The sequence below is a fragment of the Paenibacillus sp. 102 genome, from assembly GCF_039549175.1.
Taxonomy (GTDB): domain Bacteria; phylum Bacillota; class Bacilli; order Bacillales; family Bacillaceae_G; genus Bacillus_A.
The window spans coordinates 1,077,653-1,101,238 of sequence record NZ_JBCGHT010000001.1 but is presented as its reverse complement, the minus strand read 5'-3'; the positions used below and the strand labels follow the sequence as shown (position 1 = coordinate 1,101,238).

The window sequence follows — 23,586 nt, the reverse complement described above, 5'->3', positions numbered from 1 at the left end:
GGTGATGGCTAATCAACAGCAAAAATATTTTTAATACTGTTTGATGAGTGTCTCACTTGAGTTACTTTTTATTTTACCTGTTTCTTATAAGAAAAGAAAGAAGAGTGCTTTTCCTTCTTGGAAATTATAAACATCTCATAATGCAGTCTTATTTAAAGTATTGGAAGTTTGTATATATCATCTATATTGATCGATGAGTATTTTCGTCTATAGCGTGTATAATGATATGTTTAACAGCAATTTATTTTGTAAACAGGTTCATTATTTTCAGAAAGGAAGTGTAATCATGATTAGTCAATCAACGTTATTTTTATTCATACTACTTATTATTGGACTTATTGCTAAAAATCAATCGCTTACTGTAGCAGTTAGCGTTTTATTTTTATTAAAGTGGACGTTCTTAGGGGATAAACTTCTTCCATATTTACAAACAAAAGGAATTAATCTTGGTGTGACGGTTATTACGATTGCCGTTCTTGTTCCGATTGCTACGGGTGAAATCGGATTTAAGCAGCTCGGTGAAGCGACAAAATCTTATTATGCATGGATTGCCTTAGCTTCAGGGATAGCGGTTGCTCTCTTGGCAAAAGGAGGGGTACAGTTATTGACGAGCGATCCTCATATTACAACTGCTCTCGTATTTGGAACAATTATAGCGGTTGCATTATTTAATGGAGTTGCTGTAGGACCGTTAATTGGAGCGGGAATTGCCTATGCGGTGATGAACATTATACAGATGTTTAAATAAGGAATTTTATAGTAATATAAATTTTTTGAATTCTTTCCATTCACAAAAGTCAGATAATTGTTTATAATAGAATTAGAAGACACATAAAGGCTACATAGCAACGAAGACTTACACCATATAAAATAAAAACAACATAAAGTAATTTTCTTCTGATATTGTTTTATGTTGTTTTTATCATAAACTCTTCGAAACTAGTTTTCCTCACCATCTGTTGTTCTAGGCGTGAGGATTCGGGGAGAAACTCACGCTCATGCTTTAATAAAGCAACGGAACAACAAGATGGGAACATCACAACAAATTTGCATGATCGTGCATTTTGCTTGCCTAAAGAGTGAACGGGCGTTCATAATCTAGAAGGGAAGCGAATGGATACAAGGGAGCAAGGTTGGGAGAATTTTCAGGAAAAGGAGAGAATGTCATGACTGTTATTCGAGGTTTAGAAGGGGTAGTAGCAACAACATCATCCGTGAGTTCAATTATTGATGATACATTAACGTATGTTGGGTATAATATTGATGATTTAGCGGAAAATGCTACGTTTGAAGAAGTGGTATACTTATTATGGCACCGCAAGCTTCCTAACGAAGAGGAATTAAATGAGTTAAAAGAAACTCTGTCAGAATATTCTAAAGTTCCGAGTGAGATTTTAACATACTTAAAACAAGTAGATTTAAAGATTGCACATCCGATGTCTGTTTTACGAACAGCGATTTCCATGTTATCATTATACGATGAGAGCGCTGAATTAATGGATGAAAAGTCCAATTATTTGAAAGCGGTTAAATTACAGGCTCAAGTAAGTACTCTTGTTGCAGCGTATGCAAGAATTCGTAAAGGTTTAGAAGTTGTTGAACCACGAAAAGATTTATCATTAGCTGCAAACTTTATCTATATGTTAAATGACCGCGAACCAAATGAAGTGGAAATTGAAGCTTTTGATAAAGCGCTTGTGCTTCATGCGGATCATGAATTGAATGCTTCTACATTTACAGCGCGTGTGTGCGTTGCGACACTTTCAGATGTGTATTCTGGTATTACAGCAGCAATTGGCGCATTAAAAGGTCCTCTTCACGGTGGGGCGAATGAAAATGTAATGAAGATGTTAAAAGAAATTGGCGAAGAAGAAAATGTAGAATCCTATATTCATAATGCACTTCAAAATAAAGTGAAGATTATGGGATTTGGCCATCGCGTATATGAGAACGGCGATCCTCGTGCGAAACATCTGCGTGAAATGTCTAAGAAATTATGCGTGCTTTTAGGGGAAGAAAAATGGTATAATATGTCTATCAAAATCGAAGACATTGTCACAAAAGAAAAAGGTCTTCCACCAAATGTCGATTTCTATTCTGCTTCTGTTTACCATTGTTTAGGAATTGATCATGACTTATTTACACCAATCTTTGCAATTAGCCGTATGTCAGGATGGTTAGCTCATATTCTAGAACAATATGAAAATAACCGCTTAATCCGTCCGCGCGCTGATTACAATGGACCAACGCATCAACGTTATGTACCACTGGCACAACGATAAGCTAAAAACACTATTTGGATAGTGTAAATACGCTTTCAAAAGTCAGATTTTTTGGGAAAGATGTAATGATTGGAATATTTTAATTTGACTAACGGTTTGAACTGAGGGTTTTATTCCCTCAGTTTCACACATATGAAATTTCAAACATGGGGGTTATCACAGTGACGACAGGAGAAAAAATTACTGTAACGAATGGTGTTATGAATGTACCAAACAATCCGATTATTCCTTTTATTGAAGGAGATGGAATTGGACCAGATATTTGGAAAGCAGCATCTCGTGTATTAGAAGCGGCTGTTGAAAAAGCTTATGACGGTGAGAAGAAAATCGTTTGGAAAGAAGTGCTTGCAGGGGAAAAAGCATTTAATAAAACAGGCGAGTGGTTACCAGAAGAGACTTTAAATGAAATTCGTGAATATTTAATCGCGATTAAAGGCCCACTTACAACTCCTGTTGGTGGCGGTATTCGTTCTCTAAACGTAGCGCTTCGTCAAGAGTTAGATTTATACGTATGTTTACGTCCAGTTCGTTATTTTGAAGGTGTTCCTTCACCTGTAAAACGTCCGGAAGATACTGATATGGTAATTTTCCGTGAAAATACAGAAGACATTTATGCTGGTATTGAATATGCACAAGGATCTCCAGAAGCACAAAAAGTGCTTGAGTTCTTAAAAGAAACAATGGGTGTAAACAAAATTCGCTTCCCAGAAACATCAGGAATTGGTATTAAACCAATTTCAGAAGAAGGGACAAAGCGTCTTGTTCGTGCTGCAATTCAATATGCAATTAACGAAAAACGTTCTTCTGTTACATTAGTTCATAAGGGAAACATTATGAAATTTACAGAAGGTGCTTTCAAAAACTGGGGTTATGAAGTTGCGGAGCAAGAATTCGGCGATAAAGTATTTACTTGGGCTGAATATGACCGCATTGTTGAGAAAGATGGTAAAGATGTAGCGAATAAAGCGATGGCAGAAGCTGAAGCAGCTGGTAAAATCATTGTAAAAGATTCTATTGCAGATATCTTCTTACAACAAATTTTAACACGTCCACGTGAGTTCGATGTTGTTGCAACAATGAACTTAAATGGTGATTATATTTCTGATGCGCTTGCAGCACAAGTAGGTGGCATTGGTATTGCACCTGGTGCAAATATTAACTATGTTACTGGACATGCTATTTTTGAAGCGACACATGGTACAGCTCCAAAATATGCAGGTTTAGATAAAGTAAATCCATCTTCTGTTCTTCTTTCAGGAGTATTATTATTAGAACATTTAGGATGGAATGAAGCTGCGAAATTAGTAACTGCTTCAGTAGAAAAAACAATTGCTTCAAAAGTGGTAACATATGACTTCGCACGTCTTATGGATGGTGCAACTGAAGTGAAATGTTCTGAATTTGCTGATGCCCTTATTAACAATATGGACTTAGCCGTAATCAAAAACGCATAATTTAAAGTGGGGGGAGAAATTATGACAATCAAACGCAAAAAAGTATCAGTCATCGGTGCAGGATTTACAGGAGCAACAACAGCTTTCTTATTAGCTCAAAAAGAACTTGCTGATGTTGTATTAGTGGACATTCCACAACTGGAAAATCCAACAAAAGGGAAAGCGTTAGATATGTTAGAAGCAAGCCCTGTACAAGGTTTTGATGCTAACATTATCGGCACATCTGATTACGCAGATACTGCTGATTCTGACGTTGTTGTTATTACAGCAGGGATTGCACGTAAACCAGGAATGAGCCGTGATGATTTAGTAGCAACCAACTCTAAAATTATGAAAAGTATCACGCAAGATATTGCCAAACATTCACCAAACGCAATTATTGTTGTGTTAACAAATCCAGTTGACGCAATGACATATTCTGTATTTAAAGAAGCTGGATTCCCGAAAGAGCGCGTAATCGGCCAATCTGGTGTATTAGATACAGCTCGTTTCCGTACATTCATCGCACAAGAGTTGAATTTTTCTGTAAAAGACATTACAGGATTCGTTCTTGGTGGTCATGGTGATGACATGGTACCTCTTGTACGTTACTCTTATGCAGGTGGTATTCCATTAGAAACATTAATTCCTGCAGAGCGCTTAGAAGCAATTGTGGAACGTACGCGTAAAGGCGGCGGTGAAATTGTAAGCTTACTAGGAAACGGTAGTGCATACTACGCGCCAGCTGCTTCCTTAGTTGAAATGACTGAAGCAATCTTAAAAGATCAACGCCGCGTGCTACCAGCTATCGCATACCTTGAAGGTGAATATGGCTATAGCGACCTTTACCTAGGTGTACCAGTAATTCTAGGTGGTAACGGAATTGAAAAAATTATTGAATTAGAACTTCGTGAAGAAGAAAAAGAAGCGTTAAATCGTTCAGTAGAATCTGTACGTAACGTTATGAAAGTTCTTTCTTAATACAAAATATATGTTAGGAAAAAGATTCGGAATCCCGAATCTTTTTCTACTATTTACTGGATTGTTTTTTTGAAATAATATGAAAACGCTATCATTTTTTGTATCCTACAATGGGAACATAGACTGATAATATACATTGCCCTCATTATAGTAGCATTTCGGATAATATATTGTTTTTGGTAGGATAATAAAATAAAACTTGGAGGGGGATTGTAACATGTTAAAGAAAAAAGTTCAAATTGGTCGTCGAATGGATGAGATTACAGTAGGGGAAAAATTATCTATCACTGAAAAAATTGAGGATAAAGATCTGTTACTGTATTTAGGGTTAACAAATGATTCAAATCCATTATATATCCAGCATGATTACGCATCCCAAACTCCGTATGAAAAACCGATTGTACCAAGCATTATGTTAACGGGGATGGTTACAACAGCGGTAACAAAATATTTGCCAGGTCCAGGCAGTCATGTTGTTAGGAAGGATCTTACTTTTGTGAAGCCTGTGCATCATTATGAAACTTTGCAAATTCATTTTGAAGTTGTAGCTGTTTCGGGAGAGGAACATACGATTGATATGCGTGTATTTGCTTATGATGAAAAGGAAGCAGTGGTTGTAAAAGGTGTATTAACAGTAGCGCCGCCTTACAAATCGGCTTCTAGTTTAGAAAAAGCATTAGATAATTTTTAAGAAAAACAGGTGATTTCTCACCTGTTTTTCTATTCTATGTATTAGCCACGTGGCCAAAGAATGATGAATACACCGACAAGGCAAACGGCTGCACCAGCCCAATCGAATACATCAGGTGTTTTCTTATCAATCACCCAGCCCCATAGTAAACTCATGACAATAAAAACGCCACCATAAGCCGCGTATACACGTCCGAAGCTAGAAAATACTTGGAATGTGGCAAGTACGCCATATAAACATAAAAGGATCCCTCCAATTAGGCCGAACCAGATGGAGCCACCTTCTCGTATCCATTTCCAGATGAGATAACCACCACCAATTTCAGCCAGTCCAGCAAGAATGAAAATAACAGCTGCTTTAAACATGAATATGTACCATCTCTTTCTATTAGATATATTTTCCTGCATAACTATATCACAATCAAACTTAGTGAATGGACAATTCTATTGAGAGGGGGATTGTTTTCTAGTATGATGGGAATAGTGGGGAAATACTAGGATGAAGAAGGTTTCAAGTCTATAACTTGGAGGAAGAGAATGAGTAATCGAATTTTAGTTGTTGATGATGAGGAGTTTATTTTAACTTTAATTGAATTTAATTTGCAGCAAGCAGGGTTTGAAGTTATAACAGCGATGGACGGTGAAGTAGCGCTTCATAAAGCAACAACGGAACGTCCGGATCTGATTATATTAGATTTAATGCTTCCAAAAATGGATGGTATGGAAGTGTGTAAAGAATTACGTTTGCAACGTATTATGACACCTATTTTAATGCTAACAGCGAAAGATGACGAGTTTGATAAAGTGTTAGGGCTTGAGCTTGGGGCTGATGATTATATGACAAAGCCGTTTAGCCCAAGGGAAGTTGTAGCGCGTGTGAAGGCGATTTTACGTCGTACGAAATTGCAAGATGAACAAGTTCCAGAAGTGCAGGATGAAAATAGTATCAATATTGTTGATTTGAAAATTTTACCCGAATTTTATGAGGCGTATTTCCAAGGAGAAAAGTTAGAACTAACGCCGAAAGAATTTGAGTTACTTGTATATTTAGCAAGGAATAAGGGACGTGTGTTAACACGTGATCAGTTACTAAGCGCTGTATGGAATTATGATTTTGCTGGTGATACAAGAATCGTCGATGTTCATATTAGTCATTTGCGAGATAAAATTGAAAAGAATACGAAAAAACCAGCATACATTAAAACAATTCGTGGATTAGGTTATAAATTAGAGGAGCCAAAGGGGGATGAATAAATTTCGCTCGAGGCTTCTCTTTACATTTGTTTCTCTTATTATTCTTATTTTAGTTGGACTAGGAGTACTCTTGGAAACAGTGTTTGAGAATTACTATATTGATCATGCGAAAGAGAGAACAGTAAAAGAGACGCGGTATGTTGCCTCGTTGGTAGAGGCAGAAGGCATTGATCATGTTTTAAAAATGCCGAACATATTTGAAAAATTAGAAGAGCAAGTTCCTGTTTCAATTCTATTTACTGATGAAGCGAAGAAGATCAAATATAGTAAAGATAAAGAACGTGTATTCAATCAAGCGACAATTGAGGAGCTTTCCTCCGAAACAGCAAAACAAAAAAATAGAGTGATTACGAAGGAAACAAATGATAAGAATATATTTCACCATGCGGTATTTGTTCAAGATGCAGATGGTAAGCAAGGATATATTCTTATAAAAAGCATGATAGCTCCTTTGAAAGATGTTCATCAAAAAACGTGGGGGTTATTAATTATAGGATTTGTGATTGCCTGTCTTGTCGTTGTTTTTCTGGGTGTGAAAATTACAGGTCAATATATCCGTCCGATAGAGTCCGTTACGAAGGTAGCGATTGAATTGGCGAAGGGTAACTATAAGGCGCGTGCTTATGAAAATCATTCGGATGAAACAGGAATGTTAAGCAAGGCGATCAATATTTTAGCGCGTAATTTACAAGAAATGACATTAGAGCAGGAAATGCAACAAGATCGTTTACATACATTGATTGAAAATATGGGAAGCGGTATGATTTTGATTGATAGCCGTGGTTATATAAGTCTTGTAAACCGTTCGTATAAAGAAATCTTTCATGTAACGGATGAAGAGTATTTAGATCGCTTATATTATGAAGCGTTTCTTCATGCGGAAATCATTGAACTTGTGGAAGAAATTTTTATGACAGAAGTAAAAGTGCGGAAGCAAATGCTGCTGCCGCTTGGAATTGAAAGAAAGCACTTTGAAGTATATGGCGCACCAATTATTGGGACGAATCATGAGTGGAAAGGGATTGTTCTCGTATTCCACGATATAACAGAACTAAAGAAACTAGAGCAAATGCGAAAAGACTTTTTAGCGAACGTTTCACATGAGCTGAAAACGCCAATCACTTCTATTAAAGGGTTTTCTGAAACATTGCTTGATGGTGCAATGGAAAATCAACAGTTTTGTGAACACTTCCTGCATATTATTTTAAAGGAAAGTGAGCGCATGCAAGGATTAATCGAAGACTTATTGGATTTATCCAAGATTGAACAACAAGGTTTTAAATTAAACATGGGCACTGTTGATATGAAAGAATTGCTCGGAGAAATCAAGATGGTATTAGAAAATAAATCACAAGAGAAAGAGATTTATTTGCAAGTTGATGTACTGAGACGTGTATCTGTAATAGGAGATCCGAGTCGATTAAAGCAAATTTTTATCAATTTAGTTAATAATGCCATTGTATATACACCAGCCGGTGGGACGGTTTCTGTAGAGATGTTAGAGGATGAGCATAATGCTTATATAAAAGTATCTGATACAGGAATTGGGATTAGTAACGAAGAAATCCCACGTATTTTTGAACGTTTTTATCGTGTAGATAAAGCGAGAAGCCGCAATACAGGTGGTACAGGTCTAGGGTTATCGATTGTAAAACATTTAGTAGAAGCGCATCAAGGGACGATTACTGTGGATAGTAAAGTAGGAGAAGGTACGACTTTTACAGTTTCTCTACCGAAATCGGATTTGGAGGAGTAATGATAATGCGAAGCTTTTGTCTCGCTATTCGTAGGCAGATAAGTCGCTGCTATGAAGGACAATAGGTAACCTTGCGCTCGTTTTCTCTTTCTGTTTTAACTCGGCATGGGGCAGGAAGAGGATCTGACCGCTTCTATGCATGGACGGATGCTCTCTCCTAAAAAGAAAAAGTTTATGTCGGTTTTTTAATATGGGTTTATATATGAAACGCCTTGGACGGAATATATTTACATTATATTAACAATAGCTTCATTAAATATTAATAAAGTCCTGTTAATATAATACATGAAAACCCCTTCATCCAAGGAGTAGTTTTGGACGAGAATAGTGCTCTATTCTCGTCACTTCCCTTTTCTGTAAAAACGTAATATCTCTTGTAACTTATGTCAAATTATTAGAATGATTCGACATAAGGACATTGCGACAGCATCTTCATTTAATGCCTAAATATATGTCATAAGAAGAACCGTTATTTTTCTTCTCTCTCCTAGTCGTGTTAATATAGAGAGAAGGAAAAGGCGGTTTTTTCTATATAAAAAATCGTTTTAAATTTGTATGGGGAGGTTTCTGATTTGGAAAAAAAGGTCGTATTAGTCGATGGAAATAATATCGCGTATCGTGCTTTCTTTGCACTGCCGCTTTTAAATAACGACAAAGGTATACATACGAACGCAATTTATGGTTTTACGATGATGTTAATGAGAATATTAGAAGAAGAAAAGCCAACGCATATGCTTGTTGCGTTTGATGCGGGTAAAACAACATTTCGTCACAAAACATTTAGTGAATATAAAGGAGGACGTCAAAAAACGCCGCCTGAGTTATCAGAGCAATTCCCATTTATTCGTGAACTGTTAGACGCGTTTCACGTACCGCGCTATGAGTTAGAGAACTATGAGGCAGATGACATTATGGGTACACTAGCGAAAGAAGCGAGTGAACAAGGTGCTCATGTCAAAGTCATTTCTGGAGATAAAGATTTACTTCAGCTTGTTTCTGACAATACGCTTGTATGTATTCCGCGTAAAGGGATTACAGAAGTAGACGAATATACGACAGAAGCTCTTTTTGAGAAATATAGCTTATCACCAAAGCAAATTATTGATATGAAAGGTCTAATGGGAGATCAATCCGATAATATCCCAGGTGTACCGGGTGTTGGTGAAAAGACTGCGATTAAATTGTTAACGCAATTTGAAACAGTAGAAGCAGTATATGAGAACTTAGACCAAGTGAGTGGAAAGAAATTAAAAGAGAAATTAGAGGCGAATAAAGAGCAAGCGCTTATGAGTAAAGAGCTTGCAACAATTATTACAGATGCACCGGTTACAGTGCATGTAGATGATATTGAATATAAAGGATATGAAGCAAGTGATGTCATTCCAATGTTCGAGAATTTAGGATTTACTTCCCTATTAAATAAGCTCGGTGCGACTCCTAAAGAAACAGCGCCGGCTGAATTAGACGATATTTCATTTGAGATTGCAGAAGAAGTAACAGACGAAATGCTTCAGCAAGATAGTGCGATTATGGTAGAAGTACAAGAAGATAACTATCATAAAGCGGACATTCAAGGGTTTGGTATTCAAAATGAGAATGGCTGTTATTTCATTCCAAGCGATGTTGCACTGGAATCTGAAGCTTTTACGAAGTGGCTTGCAGATGATGAAATGAGAAAATATACGTTTGATGCAAAGCGTGCAATTGTTGCGCTTAAGTGGAAAGGTGTAGAAATCAGGGGGATTGATTTTGACCTATTAATTGCTGCGTATTTACTTGATTCAGCTGATACAGATAAAGATTTCCGTGCCGTAGCGAAAATGAAAGAAACGCACGCCGTTAAATCTGATGAAGAAGTATATGGAAAAGGTGCAAAACGTGCAGTTCCAGAACAAGAAGTAGTTGCAGAACATGTAGCTAGAAAGGTACATGTCTTATATGATGTGCAACAATCCTTTGTGGAAGAACTACAAAACAATGAACAATATGAACTGTTTACAGAGCTTGAAATGCCGCTTGCGCGTGTATTAGCTGAAATGGAAGTAAAAGGTGTGAAGGTTGATACAAAGCGCTTACGTAATATGGGAGATGAGCTTGCTGGAAGGCTGAAAGAAATGGAACAAGAGATTTATGAACTTGCTGGGACGGAGTTTAACATTAACTCACCAAAGCAGCTCGGCGTTGTTCTATTTGAAAACTTAAACTTACCGGTTATTAAAAAGACGAAAACAGGATATTCTACGTCAGCTGATGTGCTGGACAAGTTAATGGATCATCATGAAATTATTCCTAAGATTTTACATTATCGTCAATTAGGAAAATTAAATTCGACATATATTGAAGGATTATTAAAAGTCGTTCATGAAGATTCATCTAAAATTCATACGCGCTTTAATCAAGTTTTAACACAAACAGGACGATTAAGTTCTACAGATCCAAACTTACAAAATATCCCGATTCGTTTAGAAGAAGGGAGAAAAATTCGCCAAGCCTTCATTCCTTCAACTGAAGGATGGGTTATGTATGCTGCGGATTATTCACAAATTGAACTGCGCGTACTGGCACATATTGCAAAAGACAAAGGATTAGTAGAAGCGTTCCAGCATGATATGGACATTCATACAAAAACGGCAATGGACGTATTTGGCGTTTCGGAAGGTGAAGTAACATCGAATATGAGACGTCAGGCGAAAGCAGTTAACTTCGGAATTGTGTATGGTATTAGTGACTATGGGCTTTCACAAAATTTAGGAATTACACGGAAAGCAGCAGGGGAATTTATTGAAAAGTATTTCGCGAGCTTCCCTGGCGTGAAAGAGTATATGAATGAGATTGTACAAGAAGCGAAGCAAAAAGGTTACGTTTCTACATTATTAAATCGTCGTCGTTATATTCCGGAAATTACGAGTCGTAATTTTAATTTGCGCAGCTTTGCGGAGCGGACTGCGATGAATACACCAATTCAAGGTAGTGCGGCAGATATTATAAAAAAAGCGATGATTATTATGGCGGATCGATTAGAAGAAGAAGGATTACAAGCACGTCTTCTTCTGCAAGTACACGATGAATTGATCTTTGAAGTGCCAAAAGAAGAAGTGGAAAAACTAGAGAAGCTTGTACCTGAAGTAATGGAACATGCCATTGAACTTGCTGTTCCGCTAAAAGTGGATTATTCTTCTGGTCCGACTTGGTATGATGCAAAATAAGGAAGTGATTGAATGCCTGAACTACCAGAGGTTGAAAATGTTAGAAGGACACTTGAAAATCTTGTAACGGGAAAAATAATTAAAGATGTGATTGTAACATATCCAAAATTAGTAAAGCGACCGGATGATGCAGAATTTTTTAAAGAAATGCTGCGCGGTGAAACGATTGAACGGATTGAACGAAGAGGTAAGTTTTTACTTCTGTATGTAACACAGTATGTAATTGTTTCACATTTACGTATGGAGGGAAAATATTTACTTCATGAAGGTGATGAGCCAATTGATAAACATACGCATGTACGTTTTCAGTTTACAGATGGTACAGAGTTACACTATAAAGATGTAAGAAAGTTTGGCACGATGCATCTCTTTAAAAAGGGTGAAGAACTCGACCAAATGCCACTTGCTGATTTAGGACCTGAGCCGTTTGATGCTGAACTGACACCGAGGTATTTGCAAGAAAGGTTGCAAAAAACAAACCGCAAAATAAAAGTTGTATTGCTAGATCAACGTCTTTTAGTTGGGCTTGGTAATATATATGTGGATGAAGTTTTATTCCGTTCCGGGATTCATCCGGAACGAGAAGCTTCGTCTTTAACGAAAGCTGAAATAGAAAAGATTCATGCGGCAACCGTTGCTACATTAACAGAGGCTGTTGAGCGCGGCGGAAGTACGATTAGAACGTATATCAATTCGCAAGGGCAAATCGGTTCGTTCCAAGAGCTTCTAAATGTATATGGAAGAAAAGGCGAACCATGCGTCACTTGTGGGAACATGATTGAAAAGATAGTTGTTGGTGGAAGAGGGACACATTATTGTCCTATGTGTCAATTAAAAGGCTAAGAAAGATATTTTTTCTAATAACATCGGATAGGCATTTGTCATATACATACAGCAAAGCTATGTATAGGGAAGGAGCTTACCGATGTATCATTATTTCTCTCTTATTTTATTAGCTTTTACATTAAGTTTGGATAGCTGTAGTGTAGGGCTTACTTATGGCCTGCGGAGCGTGCGGATTCCGTTAAAATCGATACTCATTATTGGAATGTGTTCAGCGGCTGTTATGCTTGTATCGATGGGGATAGGGCATATGATTGCTAAGGTGTTTTCTCCAGTGATTGCAACGCGCATTGGAGGAATCGTTTTAGTGGCCATTGGAGCGTGGGTATTGTATCAGTTTTTTCGGAGTGATAAAAAAGACGAACCGCAGCAAGAGGAGAAAGTTTGGAAATTAGAAATTGCTTCGCTTGGATTAGTTATTCAAATTTTACGGAAACCGACTGTTGCCGATTTTGATAAATCAGGCACAATTTCTGGTGGAGAAGCTTTGCTTTTAGGTATCGCTCTTTCGATAGATTCGTTTGGAGCAGGAATTGGTGCATCCTTACTTGGGTATACACCTGCTATGATGGCAGTGTTAGTTGCCGTTATGAGCTCTTTGTTTTTGTTTATCGGAATGAGGCTAGGAACGGTTTTATCGAATATGCGATGGTTACAAAAATTTACGTTCCTACCTGGGATTTTACTCATTATTATTGGGATTTGGAAGATGTAAGTGGGAGCGTGGAACATAAGTTTCACGCTTCTATTCATGAGGAGGCAATATAATGACAATCGTTATTGGTTTAACGGGAGGTATTGCAAGCGGAAAAAGTACGGTTTCACAAATGTTTCGTGAGCTAAGCATTCCTGTAATTGATGCAGATATTATTGCGAGAGAAGTTGTAGAACAAGGTAAAGAAGCATATAAAGAAATTGTAGAGGTATTCGGTGAAGAAATATTGCAAGCAGATGGGGCACTTGATCGCCCAAGGCTTGGGAGTATTGTATTTCATAATGAAGAAAAACGATTGCGTTTAAACAAAATCGTTCATCCAGCTGTCCGCAAAGAAATGAATACTCAGAAGGATATGTACATAAAAGAAGGTGTGCAAGCGGTTGTGTTAGATATTCCGCTTTTATTTGAAAGTAAGCTAACGGAACTAGTTGATCAAATTTTAGTTGTAGCCGTATCCCCTAGTACGCAATTAGAACGTTTAATGAAGCGAAATGGCTTTATAGAAGAGGAAGCAAAAGCACGCATTGATTCGCAAATGTCTTTAGCAAAGAAAGTGACATTAGCTAATAAAGTTATTTATAATGATGGCACAATTGCTGAGACGAAAGCCCAATTACAGGTCATTTTAAAAGAGTGGAACATCATTAACTAAAAAATTATGAAATTAGTGAAAATGTTTAGTGACATATCTCCTTTTTGTGTTATACTATTATTGGGATTGGAGATAAATAGTATAACGCATTCAAGGGGGATAACATATTATGATTCGTGTGGCAATTAATGGATTTGGACGTATTGGGAGAATGGTATTTCGTCAAGCAATAAAAGAAAGCGCATTCGAAATTGTAGCAATCAACGCAAGCTATCCATCAGAAACATTAGCACATTTAATCAAGTATGATACAGTTCATGGCAAGTTTGACGGAACAGTGGAAGCATTTGAAGATCATTTATTAGTAGATGGGAAAATGATTCGCCTTTTAAACAACCGCGATCCAAAAGAATTGCCTTGGAAAGAATTAGGTGTTGAAGTTGTAATCGAAGCAACTGGTAAATTTAATGCAAAAGAAAAAGCGATACTTCATGTGGAAGCTGGGGCGAAAAAAGTTATTTTAACAGCACCTGGTAAAAATGAAGATATAACAGTTGTAGTTGGTGTAAACGAAGATCAATTAGATATTACAAAACACACTGTTATTTCAAATGCATCTTGTACAACAAACTGTTTAGCACCTGTTGTTAAGGTGTTAGATGAGAAGTTTGGAATTGAAAACGGTTTAATGACAACCGTTCATGCTTATACAAATGACCAAAAAAATATTGATAACCCACATAAAGATTTACGAAGAGCACGCGCTTGTGGACAGTCTATTATTCCTACAACAACTGGTGCTGCGAAAGCATTAGCGAAAGTTCTTCCGCATTTAAACGGAAAACTTCACGGAATGGCACTTCGTGTTCCAACACCAAACGTGTCTCTTGTTGACTTAGTAGTAGATGTAAAACGTGATGTAACAGTTGAGGATATTAATGAAGCGTTTAAAACAGTGGCAAACGGTGCGATGAAAGGGATTATTGAGTTCAGCGAAGAACCTTTAGTTTCTATCGACTTTAATACAAATACACATTCTGCTATCATTGACGGCTTATCTACAATGGTAATGGGTGAACGTAAAGTGAAAGTACTTGCTTGGTATGATAACGAGTGGGGTTACTCTCGTCGTGTTGTAGATCTTGTGAATTTAGTTGTTACTGAATTAGTGAAACAAGAAAGTGTACAACATATTTAATGATAAAAAGGAGGCAAGCGATTGCTTGTCTTCTTTTTTTTTATGTTTTTTTCTGAAAAAGGAAAAAATTATATCAGTATATCTTGATGGGTGGTACATAGGAGAAACCATTGTGATTACTGTATTTGTGAATCAATTATTTTTCTTTGGGAAAAGTAAAGAAGAAAATATGACAAAAAATCGAAAAAACTGTTGTTGCAAAATGAAAATAAACAAAGTATACTAACACTCGTAAACTTAAGAGCTGAGGTACGTAGTTACTACTTAAAGGGTTAGGACCTCTCTGGACTAACTTTCCCCCGTGGTAGTAGAGCAAGCCAAATTGCAAATTAGTTTTCAATTCGAACAGTTAGATTAAATTTTTATGAGGGGGAACTGTAGAATGGATACTATGGACACGATGGGTCGTCACGTAATCGCTGAACTTTGGGATTGCGATTTCGACAAGCTTAACGACATGCCGTTTATTGAACAATTATTTGTGGATGCAGCACTAAGAGCTGGTGCTGAAGTACGTGAGGTTGCTTTTCATAAATTTGCACCACAGGGTGTAAGTGGAGTTGTAATCATTTCGGAATCACATTTAACAATTCATAGCTTTCCAGAACACGGCTATGCAAGTATTGATGTTTATACTTGTGGGGATCGTATTGATCCAAATGTTGCTGCAGAATATATTGCAGAAGGTTTAAATGCAAAAACGAGAGAGAGCATCGAGCTTCCTCGAGGCACAGGTAGCTTCGAAATTAAGCATAGAGAAACAAAAGCTCTTTAAAAAAGAACATAATTGATTTAAAATGTAAAGAGGTGTATAATGCACCTCTTTTTTAGTTTATATAAATTGAAGTATTGATAAGTAGTAAGCGTAGACAAATAGGTTATATAATATTGTATATATATTTTCACATGTAGGTGAAGTGAGAAGAATGAAGATTAAATTGGAAGGGAGTGAATGAGTTGCGTTGTCCAACCTGTTTTCATAATGGTACAAGAGTATTGGATTCACGTCCGGTAGATGAGGGGCGCTCCATTCGAAGAAGAAGAGAGTGTGAAAGTTGTTTAAATCGATTTACGACATTTGAACGAGTAGAAGAACCACCTCTTATTGTTGTCAAAAAAGAGGGAACACGAGAAGAGTTTAATAAAGAAAAGATTTTGCGTGGATTAATTAAAGCGTGTGAAAAAAGACCTGTATCATTAAAACAATTAGAAGAAGTAACGCAAAACGTAGAGCGTGAGCTTCGTAATTTAGGAATATCAGAAGTGAAAAGTGATATGATCGGTGAAATCGTAATGGAAGCACTTCGAGATATTGACGATGTTGCTTATGTAAGATTTGCTTCTGTATACCGTCAATTTAAAGATTTAAATGTATTCATCGAAGAATTAAAAGATATACTGCAAAAAGAAAGAGAATAAGATAAAGTGAAACTTTAATCAGTGGGGGGATTCTCCAGCCCTCACCAATCGGGCTTTTACAGGCAGTTGATTCCCCACCTATCTTCCTTGTTTCTCTCTGAATCTTGAGGCGGGGATCTTACTGCCCGTTAATGCGGGATAAAACTCTGATTCGCGGTGGCTGTCTTTTCGCTTCATTTCTTTTGGAGTTGGTGGAAGAATTGAACCCGCAAATTACGTGAAAAAGAGCTAGAAGCGTAAGCTATTAGCTCTTTTTTACTAATAAGTTATATACGTAGAATGGACAAAAGAAAGGAATTGCAGGGAATGGAAAAACAGTCATGGATGGAGCTGTTGCCGATCGATCGTTATAAAGTAAGTGCAAAAGGATTGCTACATAATTACGATCGTAAGGTATTAACAATGTTATATCAACCACTAGTGGGTAGCAAGGCTTTTAGCTTATACATGACGCTGTGGGGAGAGCTAGAGCAGGATCGTGTATTTGGAAAAGAGAATACACATCACTCCCTTATGGTGACAATGCAAATGCAGCTTCCTGAAGTATATGAAGAACGGGTGAAATTAGAAGCGATTGGGCTTTTAAACGTATATATAAAAAAAGAAAAAGATATTCGAATGTTTATATACGAATTGCAGCCACCGCTATCTCCAAAACAATTTTTTGATGATATTGTTTTAAGTATTTTCTTGTACAACAGATTAAGCCGGGCGAAATATAATCAAGTCAAGCAATACTTCTTAGAAGAAGAGTTCGACTTTACTTCGTATGAAAATGTTACACATTCTTTTAATGATGTATTTGGTTCATTTAACCCAAGTCAATTTGAACATGCGCAAGAGGAGCTTCGTATTCCGAAGACAACAATGATGCCTGGAAATGAGAAGGGGACTGCTCCTAAGGTTTGGAATGATTTCTTCGATTTTTCCTTATTTGTAGAAGGGTTGTCGACGCTTGTCCCAAGAAAGGCAATTACGGATCAAGTACGTGAATGTGTCATTACACTAGCCTACGTGTATGGAGTCGATGTGCTATCGATGCAAAATATAGTTCTTGGTACAATGACAGAAGTACAAACAATTGATATGGAAAGGCTTCGCAAAGGAGCACGTGATTGGTATCAATTTGAAAACGGTCAAGCGCTTCCGATATTAAGTGAACGGGTGCAGCCTCATTCTGCGCGTACGATGAAAGAGAAAGAGCCAACTACGCAAGAAGAAATGCTGATCAAAGAGCTTGAGGAAATTTCACCGAAACAATTATTAAAAGAAATCTCGGGCGGAGCAGAGCCGACAAAAGCGGATTTGCAAATTGTAGAAGAAGTGATGTTGAATCAGAAACTAGCGCCTGGTGTTGTCAACGTACTCATTTATTATGTTATGCTTCGTTCTGATATGAAACTGGCTAAAACGTATGTTGAGAAAATTGCAGGACATTGGGCACGAAAAAAGGTTGGTACCGTATCAGAAGCGATGGCTTTAGCGAAGGAAGAGAATCGTCAATATCAAGAGTGGGCTGAGACGAAGAAGAAGGGTCGTACAGCAAAGAAAACAGTACGGACAGAGATGGTGCCAGATTGGCTCAAGGAAGAAGCGAAGGAAGAACCGAAAGAACAATCACAAAAACGTGCAAGTTCGAAAGGGAATCCGAGCAAGCTAGAAGAAGAAAGAAAGAAATTGGAAGAAGAGTTGAAAAAATATAAGCGTGATTAATAGAGGAGAATGAACGCTCTTTGAGGTGAAAGAATGGAGCCTATTCAAAATTCATTTGCAAAGTTGATGCAAAATGAAAATTTTAAAAATAGATATGAAGTGTTAAAAGCGGAAGTGATGGCGCATCCGCGTGTGAAAGAGTTTATCGAGGAACATAAAGGTGAAGTAACGACTTCCATGATAGAACGAAGTCTTGTGAAGTTGTATGAATACATTGGACAAAGCGTTGGATGCGCAGAATGTCCGAACTTAGAATCATGTAAAAATATGATTCAAGGATATGAGCCGAAATTGATTATTCAAGGTAAGATGATTGATATTCAATATGATCGCTGTGTAAGAAAAGTGGCTTATGATGAAAGGAAGAAGTATGAAAAATTAGTGCAAAGTGTCTATATGCCAAGTGATATTTTACAAGCTTCTATGGAAAATCTAGATCCATCAGATTTAGAGCCACGTATTGAAGCAATTCGTGCAGCAAATGAATTTTTAAGTGCATACGAACCTGGGAAGAAAGTACAAGGGTTATATTTCTACGGTAAATTTGGTGTAGGAAAAACGTATCTCTTAGGAGCGATTGCAAATGAATTAGCCTTAAAAAAAATAGGTTCAATGATCGTATACTTACCAGAATTCTTGCGAGAAATTAAAAGTTCACTGCAAAATAATACGATGGGTGAAAAGATTGATGCTGTGAAGCGTGTACAAGTATTAATGCTCGATGATATCGGGGCAGAAGCAATGTCCAGTTTCGTGCGCGATGATGTGCTTGGTGCTATACTGCAGTTCCGTATGTTAGAAAACTTACCGACGTTCTTTACGTCTAATTTTGACTTTAAACAGTTAGAACATCATTTAACGTATACACAGCGCGGGGAAGCAGAAGAAATGAAAGCGGCCCGTATTATGGAGCGCGTTAAATATTTAGCAAAACCGATTGCGATTGGCGGGAAAAATCGTCGCCATACGTAAAGAGCAAGCGTTACGCTTGCTCTTTTTGTTATATTGTTTGTTTCTTTTCAAAAATTAGTTCGAAGTATTCAGGTTGTCTGGAACTAACTATTCCAGGCACGAGAATTTGTACAAATCTCTAGCTTATCTTTAGCATGTTTCGTAATAATTTCTTGATAATCTTCTGTAGGTTTAGATCGAACAAATCCGGATTTTAATTTGATTTTTACAAACTTATATTTGTACATAATACCCTGCCTTTATTGCCTTCATAATTAGATTATACAGTGAATAAAGAAGAGTGTTTGAAAATTCATACGAGCTTGTATCATTTTTTTCTTCCCCCGTTAATATATATAAAATTAGCAAGAAATATCGAGTGAAGGCTTTCGGCAATAAGGGAGTTATTTCTACTTAGAGTGAGGCTTCACGGATCGGACTCTTATGGATGTGTGCCTCACTTCGGTTTAAGCTGAGAGGTTAACTTTCCTTTAGAGCGGGATAAAAGGGGGGACAAGAGTGATTGAAATCTGCTTCGAAGAAAAAGATGATGCTGCGTACGTATATCAACAACTGATAAAGAGAACGGAAAAGCTATATAAAGAAACGAGTGTTTATCTATATGAACAAAAGATAACAATTCATATTCCAATATGCGAATCGAATTATATTGAGAAAGTTTTAATACCAGTACTCCTTTATTTTATTGTTCATACAAAACAAAATGAATGGCTTCGTGCCATTTTAAAAGAAAAATTTTTTTATGGAGAACAAGAAGAATGCCATCAAATTTTACAGATGGCACAAGCTATTTTAAATGGAAAAAGAAAAGGAATTACCCGGGATTTAACACATAATCAAATCGAGGCTCATGTTATGTCCTCTTTAAAGGGATGGCTCTGTGACCCGCTTTCGTTTTCGTTTTCGTCTTATATTCGTTTTCGCCTGCGTACATATAAGGAAATGGTGCACACGCTTGCGGAACTAGCGATTGATGAATATAAAATGGAGCAAGAATATCAAATGTTTGTAGAAATGCTACGGCAACAAGTGAGCAGCCGGAAATCACGTTTACCTTTCCTGCATCTCGTATTTGATGAGAGTTTTATTTTTTATGATGAAAAAGGAGTACGTTTAAAACAAGAAAAATTGGTTCAATATATAGATGAGGAGTTACTAACTAAGCAGGGGGTATACATTGATACGAAGGTAATTGCACCGCTTCTTTCTATTTCACCGAAAATGATTTATTTGTATACGAAAGAGCAAGATCACAATATGATTGTTACCCTTCAAAATGTATTTCAAGAACGAGTTCAACTATGTGCACCGCATGAATTTGAACACAACGTTAAAAATTTTAAAAATAAGGGGAACGCCCTTGATTTTCTAAGTTTTTGAGCATATAATTACCTACATAAATGAAATATATTGAAATGTCACGATGAGGACAAGAGTAATTTACTACGATTTTCAGAGAGGGAAGCCTTAGGGTGTGAGCTTCCTAGTACGAGTTCATTACTTACCACCTCTAAACTTTAGCAGTGAACGTTTTTTTCTAGTAATTGCTAACGGCCAACACCGTTATGTTGTACTTGAGCAATTGACAGTTTTGTTAATTGGAACAAGGGTGGAACCACGAATTCAACACTCGTCCCTTTTTGCGGGATGAGTGTTTTTTATTTTGAGAAAAAGAGGAGTGACCAGTGATGGCAGATGTAGTTAAAATTACTTTCCCTGATGGAGCTGTGAAGGAGTTTCCAAAAGGAACAACAACTGAAGAAATCGCAGCTTCTATTAGCCCTGGCTTAAAGAAAAAAGCTGTGGCTGGAAAATTAAATGATGAGATGATTGATCTTCGTACACCAATTGAAGAAGATGGTGCAGTTTCAATCATTACTTTAGATTCTGAAGATGGTTTATACATTTTACGCCATTCAACAGCCCATCTTTTAGCGCAAGCGTTAAAACGTTTATATAAAGATGTGAAACTTGGTATTGGTCCAGTAATCGAAAATGGCTTCTACTACGATATCGATATGGAAGAAGCTATTACGGTTGAGGACTTCCCGAAAATTGAAAAAGAAATGCAAAAGATTGTGAATGAGAACTTAGAAATCGTTCGTCATGAAGTACCACGCGCTGAAGCACTTCGTCGTTATGAAGAAATCGGCGATGAGCTAAAATTAGACTTGATTAACGATCTTCCAGAAGATGCAGTTATTTCAATCTACGAACAAGGCGAATTCTTCGACCTTTGCCGCGGGGTTCACCTTCCATCTACAGGGAAAATTAAAGTGTTTAAATTGTTAAGTGTTGCAGGTGCTTACTGGCGCGGCGATAGCAATAATAAAATGCTACAACGTATTTACGGTACTGGATTCGTGAAAAAAGCAGAATTAGATGAGCACTTACGTATGCTTGAAGAAGCGAAAGAGCGTGACCACCGTAAATTAGGTAAAGAATTAAAACTATTTACTAATAGCCAAAAAGTAGGACAAGGTTTACCACTTTGGTTACCAAAAGGTGCAACAATCCGTCGTATTATTGAGCGTTATATCGTTGATAAAGAAGCAAGCTTAGGATATGATCACGTGTACACTCCAGTACTAGGAAGCAGAGAGTTATATGAAACTTCTGGTCACTGGAATCACTATCGTGATGGCATGTTCCCATCAATGGAAATGGACAATGAAGAATTAGTTCTTCGTCCAATGAACTGCCCTCACCATATGATGGTTTATAAAAATGATATTCATAGCTATCGTGAACTACCAATCCGTATTGCGGAACTTGGAACAATGCACCGCTATGAAATGTCTGGTGCATTATCTGGATTACAACGTGTACGTGGAATGACTTTAAATGATGCGCACATTTTCGTTCGCCCAGATCAAATTAAAGAAGAATTGAAACGCGTTGTAAACTTAACTCTAGAAGTATACAAAGATTTCGGTTTAGAAAATTATTCATTCCGTCTATCTTATCGTGACCCAGAAGATACTAAAAAGTATTATGCTGATGATGAGATGTGGGAAAAAGCGCAAGGTATGTTAAAAGAAGCGATGGATGAAATGGGTCTTGAGTACTATGAGGCTGAAGGTGAAGCGGCATTCTACGGTCCGAAACTTGATGTTCAAGTTCGTACTGCACTTGGAAAAGACGAAACACTTTCAACTGTACAATTAGACTTCTTACTTCCAGAACGCTTTGAATTAACTTACGTTGGTGAAGATGGTAAACCTCATCGTCCAGTTGTTATTCACCGCGGTGTTGTATCAACTATGGAACGTTTTGTTGCCTTCTTAATCGAAGAGTACAAAGGTGCATTTCCAACATGGTTAGCGCCAGTTCAAGTGCAAGTAATTCCAGTTTCTCCGCAAGTACATTTAGACTACGCGAAGAAAGTACAGGAAGACTTACAACGTGCTGGTATCCGTGTTGAAGTAGATACTCGTGAAGAGAAAATCGGGTACAAAATCCGTGAAGCACAAATGCAAAAAATTCCGTACATGCTTGTAGTAGGTGACAATGAAGTTGCTGAAAATGGCGTGAACGTACGTAAATACGGTGAACAAAAATCGGAAACAATCGCATTAGAAGCGTTTGTGGATATGATTAAGGTAGAAGGAAAACGCTAATGAAAAGTCGCGGCATGCCGCGACTTTTTTGTATATTACAAGTGATAGAAATTAGAAATAATAACCAAACAACACTTATCATAAAAAAGTATTGCATGTATTCGTGTTGTTTGTTACAATATTTCTTGTTGTTAGTAAAACGTGTCTTCTTGACAGACGTTATGTCCTATGGTAAACTCATCAAGGATAATAGAATATTGTTTTGTGGAACAAGTAGAAGCACCCGCTTCTCACCTGATTGACGCATTCGCAGTTAGCAGGTAAATGTATTTCTTACTTAAGATCTTACAAGTGTGGGTGCCCGTATGCCCGCACTTTTTTTGTTCGGGTTCTATGACCGCAAACGTATTCTGAGAAAACCTTGGAGGTGGCTTACTATTAGCAAGGATATGATGATTAACGAGCAAATTCGTGCACGTGAAGTACGTTTAGTTGGTGCAAATGGTGATCAGCTTGGCATCAAGTCTCGTAATGACGCTTTAGACTTAGCTGCAAATCTTAATCTTGATTTAGTATTGGTTGCTCCAAATGCGAAACCGCCAGTATGCCGCATTATGGACTACGGTAAATTCCGCTTTGAGCAACAAAAGAAAGAAAAAGAGCAGCGCAAAAATCAAAAAGTAATTAGCATGAAAGAAGTTCGTTTAAGTCCAACAATTGATGAACACGACTTTAACACAAAACTTCGTAATGCTATCAAGTTTTTAGAGAAAGGCGACAAGGTTAAAGCGTCAATTCGCTTTAAAGGACGTGCCATTACTCATAAAGAAATCGGTCAACGTGTTTTAGATCGCTTCTCAGAAGCTTGTGCTGAAGTTAGTACAATTGAATCTAAGCCTAAAATGGAAGGACGTAGTATGTTCTTAGTTTTAGCACCGAAAAACGATAAGTAATAGATAGAGGAGGAAA

The 23,586-nt window shown here is 37.2% G+C and carries 21 protein-coding genes and 2 other annotated features; of the genes, 19 read left to right on the top strand and 2 right to left on the bottom strand.

The features are described 5' to 3' along the window. Positions 1-286 precede the first annotated feature (286 nt). The 5 genes from AAIE21_RS05790 (at position 287) to AAIE21_RS05770 (ending at position 5,387) form a co-directional block, all read left to right on the top strand. Positions 287-748, top strand: coding sequence for a DUF441 domain-containing protein (locus AAIE21_RS05790; protein ID WP_343265858.1), 462 nt, complete (start codon positions 287-289; stop codon positions 746-748). A gap of 385 nt (positions 749-1,133) precedes the next feature. Beyond that, positions 1,134-2,282 (top strand): citrate synthase, encoded by a 1,149-nt coding sequence (citZ, locus tag AAIE21_RS05785; RefSeq protein ID WP_343265857.1) that lies wholly within the window; start codon positions 1,134-1,136, stop codon positions 2,280-2,282. Between the two features lie 161 nt (positions 2,283-2,443). Next, positions 2,444-3,736 carry an NADP-dependent isocitrate dehydrogenase gene (gene icd, locus AAIE21_RS05780; protein ID WP_343265856.1) on the top strand — a complete coding sequence of 431 codons (1,293 nt, stop codon included), beginning with the start codon at positions 2,444-2,446 and terminating at the stop codon, positions 3,734-3,736. Between the two features lie 21 nt (positions 3,737-3,757). Continuing rightward, complete coding sequence (gene mdh / locus AAIE21_RS05775) at positions 3,758-4,696, top strand: malate dehydrogenase (protein WP_343265855.1); 939 nt, start codon at positions 3,758-3,760, stop codon at positions 4,694-4,696. A 217-nt stretch (positions 4,697-4,913) separates the two neighbouring features. Continuing rightward, complete coding sequence (locus tag AAIE21_RS05770; protein ID WP_343265854.1) at positions 4,914-5,387, top strand: MaoC/PaaZ C-terminal domain-containing protein; 474 nt, start codon at positions 4,914-4,916, stop codon at positions 5,385-5,387. Positions 5,388-5,428: 41 nt separating this feature from the next. Here the strand turns inward: AAIE21_RS05770 and AAIE21_RS05765 are convergent, their stop codons facing one another. Beyond that, positions 5,429-5,752 carry a YnfA family protein gene (locus AAIE21_RS05765; RefSeq protein ID WP_343265853.1) on the bottom strand — a complete coding sequence of 108 codons (324 nt, stop codon included), beginning with the start codon at positions 5,750-5,752 and terminating at the stop codon, positions 5,429-5,431. Positions 5,753-5,923: 171 nt separating this feature from the next. Between AAIE21_RS05765 and AAIE21_RS05760 the strand changes: the two genes are divergently transcribed. From AAIE21_RS05760 to dnaI, 11 genes are all read left to right on the top strand, one after another. Further along, positions 5,924-6,640, top strand: a complete 717-nt coding sequence (locus AAIE21_RS05760; RefSeq protein ID WP_343265852.1) for a winged helix-turn-helix domain-containing protein — start codon at positions 5,924-5,926, stop codon at positions 6,638-6,640. Then, positions 6,633-8,396 carry a two-component system histidine kinase PnpS gene (gene pnpS, locus AAIE21_RS05755; protein WP_343265851.1) on the top strand — a complete coding sequence of 588 codons (1,764 nt, stop codon included), beginning with the start codon at positions 6,633-6,635 and terminating at the stop codon, positions 8,394-8,396. The genes AAIE21_RS05760 and pnpS overlap by 8 nt, the downstream gene beginning before the upstream one ends. A 572-nt stretch (positions 8,397-8,968) precedes the next feature. Next, positions 8,969-11,602 (top strand): DNA polymerase I, encoded by a 2,634-nt coding sequence (gene polA / locus AAIE21_RS05750; RefSeq protein ID WP_343265850.1) that lies wholly within the window; start codon positions 8,969-8,971, stop codon positions 11,600-11,602. Positions 11,603-11,614: 12 nt separating this feature from the next. Further along, positions 11,615-12,445 carry a DNA-formamidopyrimidine glycosylase gene (gene mutM / locus AAIE21_RS05745; protein ID WP_343265849.1) on the top strand — a complete coding sequence of 277 codons (831 nt, stop codon included), beginning with the start codon at positions 11,615-11,617 and terminating at the stop codon, positions 12,443-12,445. Positions 12,446-12,527: 82 nt separating this feature from the next. Beyond that, positions 12,528-13,160: a sporulation membrane protein YtaF gene (ytaF, locus tag AAIE21_RS05740; RefSeq protein ID WP_343265848.1), complete on the top strand. Its 633-nt coding sequence runs from the start codon at positions 12,528-12,530 to the stop codon at positions 13,158-13,160. A 52-nt stretch (positions 13,161-13,212) separates the two neighbouring features. Next, complete coding sequence (gene coaE, locus AAIE21_RS05735; protein ID WP_343265847.1) at positions 13,213-13,815, top strand: dephospho-CoA kinase; 603 nt, start codon at positions 13,213-13,215, stop codon at positions 13,813-13,815. Between the two features lie 109 nt (positions 13,816-13,924). After that, entirely contained in the window at positions 13,925-14,953 is a 1,029-nt protein-coding gene (locus AAIE21_RS05730) for a glyceraldehyde-3-phosphate dehydrogenase (protein WP_343265846.1), read from the top strand. Positions 14,954-15,344: 391 nt separating this feature from the next. Next, positions 15,345-15,728 (top strand): adenosylmethionine decarboxylase, encoded by a 384-nt coding sequence (gene speD / locus AAIE21_RS05725; protein ID WP_006096185.1) that lies wholly within the window; start codon positions 15,345-15,347, stop codon positions 15,726-15,728. A 182-nt stretch (positions 15,729-15,910) separates the two neighbouring features. Continuing rightward, positions 15,911-16,372 (top strand): transcriptional regulator NrdR, encoded by a 462-nt coding sequence (nrdR, locus tag AAIE21_RS05720; protein ID WP_001203688.1) that lies wholly within the window; start codon positions 15,911-15,913, stop codon positions 16,370-16,372. Between the two features lie 306 nt (positions 16,373-16,678). Next, positions 16,679-18,085 carry a replication initiation and membrane attachment family protein gene (locus AAIE21_RS05715; protein WP_343265845.1) on the top strand — a complete coding sequence of 469 codons (1,407 nt, stop codon included), beginning with the start codon at positions 16,679-16,681 and terminating at the stop codon, positions 18,083-18,085. Positions 18,086-18,118: 33 nt separating this feature from the next. After that, entirely contained in the window at positions 18,119-19,057 is a 939-nt protein-coding gene (gene dnaI, locus AAIE21_RS05710; RefSeq protein ID WP_343265844.1) for a primosomal protein DnaI, read from the top strand. 83 nt (positions 19,058-19,140) lie between these two features. On the opposite strand, the gene AAIE21_RS05705 is transcribed toward dnaI, so the two are convergent. Then, entirely contained in the window at positions 19,141-19,284 is a 144-nt protein-coding gene (locus tag AAIE21_RS05705; protein ID WP_481858654.1) for a DUF4177 domain-containing protein, read from the bottom strand. A gap of 271 nt (positions 19,285-19,555) precedes the next feature. Between AAIE21_RS05705 and ytxC the strand changes: the two genes are divergently transcribed. The 3 genes from ytxC (at position 19,556) to infC (ending at position 23,570) form a co-directional block, all read left to right on the top strand. Beyond that, positions 19,556-20,437 (top strand): putative sporulation protein YtxC, encoded by an 882-nt coding sequence (ytxC, locus tag AAIE21_RS05700; protein ID WP_343265843.1) that lies wholly within the window; start codon positions 19,556-19,558, stop codon positions 20,435-20,437. Positions 20,438-20,468: 31 nt separating this feature from the next. Beyond that, positions 20,469-20,698, top strand: a binding site (T-box leader). A gap of 47 nt (positions 20,699-20,745) precedes the next feature. Then, positions 20,746-22,677, top strand: a complete 1,932-nt coding sequence (gene thrS / locus AAIE21_RS05695; RefSeq protein WP_343265842.1) for a threonine--tRNA ligase — start codon at positions 20,746-20,748, stop codon at positions 22,675-22,677. Between the two features lie 205 nt (positions 22,678-22,882). Beyond that, positions 22,883-23,004, top strand: a sequence feature (ribosomal protein L20 leader region). Positions 23,005-23,066: 62 nt separating this feature from the next. Next, the gene (infC, locus tag AAIE21_RS05690; RefSeq protein WP_000973214.1) at positions 23,067-23,570 is read left to right on the top strand and encodes a translation initiation factor IF-3; all 504 of its coding nucleotides are present in this window, start codon (positions 23,067-23,069) and stop codon (positions 23,568-23,570) included. Positions 23,571-23,586: the final 16 nt, after the last annotated feature.

What these genes read in the sequence shown, in the direction of transcription:
- AAIE21_RS05760 (WP_343265852.1), top strand. Translation starts at nt 5,924, where the DNA reads ATGAGTAATCGAATTTTAGTTGTTGATGATGAGGAGTTTATTTTAACT.
- ytaF (WP_343265848.1), top strand. Translation starts at nt 12,528, where the DNA reads ATGTATCATTATTTCTCTCTTATTTTATTAGCTTTTACATTAAGTTTG.
- mutM (WP_343265849.1), top strand. Translation starts at nt 11,615, where the DNA reads ATGCCTGAACTACCAGAGGTTGAAAATGTTAGAAGGACACTTGAAAAT.
- AAIE21_RS05770 (WP_343265854.1), top strand. Translation starts at nt 4,914, where the DNA reads ATGTTAAAGAAAAAAGTTCAAATTGGTCGTCGAATGGATGAGATTACA.
- coaE (WP_343265847.1), top strand. Translation starts at nt 13,213, where the DNA reads ATGACAATCGTTATTGGTTTAACGGGAGGTATTGCAAGCGGAAAAAGT.
- AAIE21_RS05765 (WP_343265853.1), bottom strand. Translation starts at nt 5,752, where the DNA reads ATGTTTAAAGCAGCTGTTATTTTCATTCTTGCTGGACTGGCTGAAATT.
- speD (WP_006096185.1), top strand. Translation starts at nt 15,345, where the DNA reads ATGGACACGATGGGTCGTCACGTAATCGCTGAACTTTGGGATTGCGAT.
- AAIE21_RS05705 (WP_481858654.1), bottom strand. Translation starts at nt 19,284, where the DNA reads ATGTACAAATATAAGTTTGTAAAAATCAAATTAAAATCCGGATTTGTT.
- dnaI (WP_343265844.1), top strand. Translation starts at nt 18,119, where the DNA reads ATGGAGCCTATTCAAAATTCATTTGCAAAGTTGATGCAAAATGAAAAT.
- AAIE21_RS05715 (WP_343265845.1), top strand. Translation starts at nt 16,679, where the DNA reads ATGGAAAAACAGTCATGGATGGAGCTGTTGCCGATCGATCGTTATAAA.
- infC (WP_000973214.1), top strand. Translation starts at nt 23,067, where the DNA reads ATGATGATTAACGAGCAAATTCGTGCACGTGAAGTACGTTTAGTTGGT.
- pnpS (WP_343265851.1), top strand. Translation starts at nt 6,633, where the DNA reads ATGAATAAATTTCGCTCGAGGCTTCTCTTTACATTTGTTTCTCTTATT.
- AAIE21_RS05790 (WP_343265858.1), top strand. Translation starts at nt 287, where the DNA reads ATGATTAGTCAATCAACGTTATTTTTATTCATACTACTTATTATTGGA.
- thrS (WP_343265842.1), top strand. Translation starts at nt 20,746, where the DNA reads ATGGCAGATGTAGTTAAAATTACTTTCCCTGATGGAGCTGTGAAGGAG.
- AAIE21_RS05730 (WP_343265846.1), top strand. Translation starts at nt 13,925, where the DNA reads ATGATTCGTGTGGCAATTAATGGATTTGGACGTATTGGGAGAATGGTA.
- mdh (WP_343265855.1), top strand. Translation starts at nt 3,758, where the DNA reads ATGACAATCAAACGCAAAAAAGTATCAGTCATCGGTGCAGGATTTACA.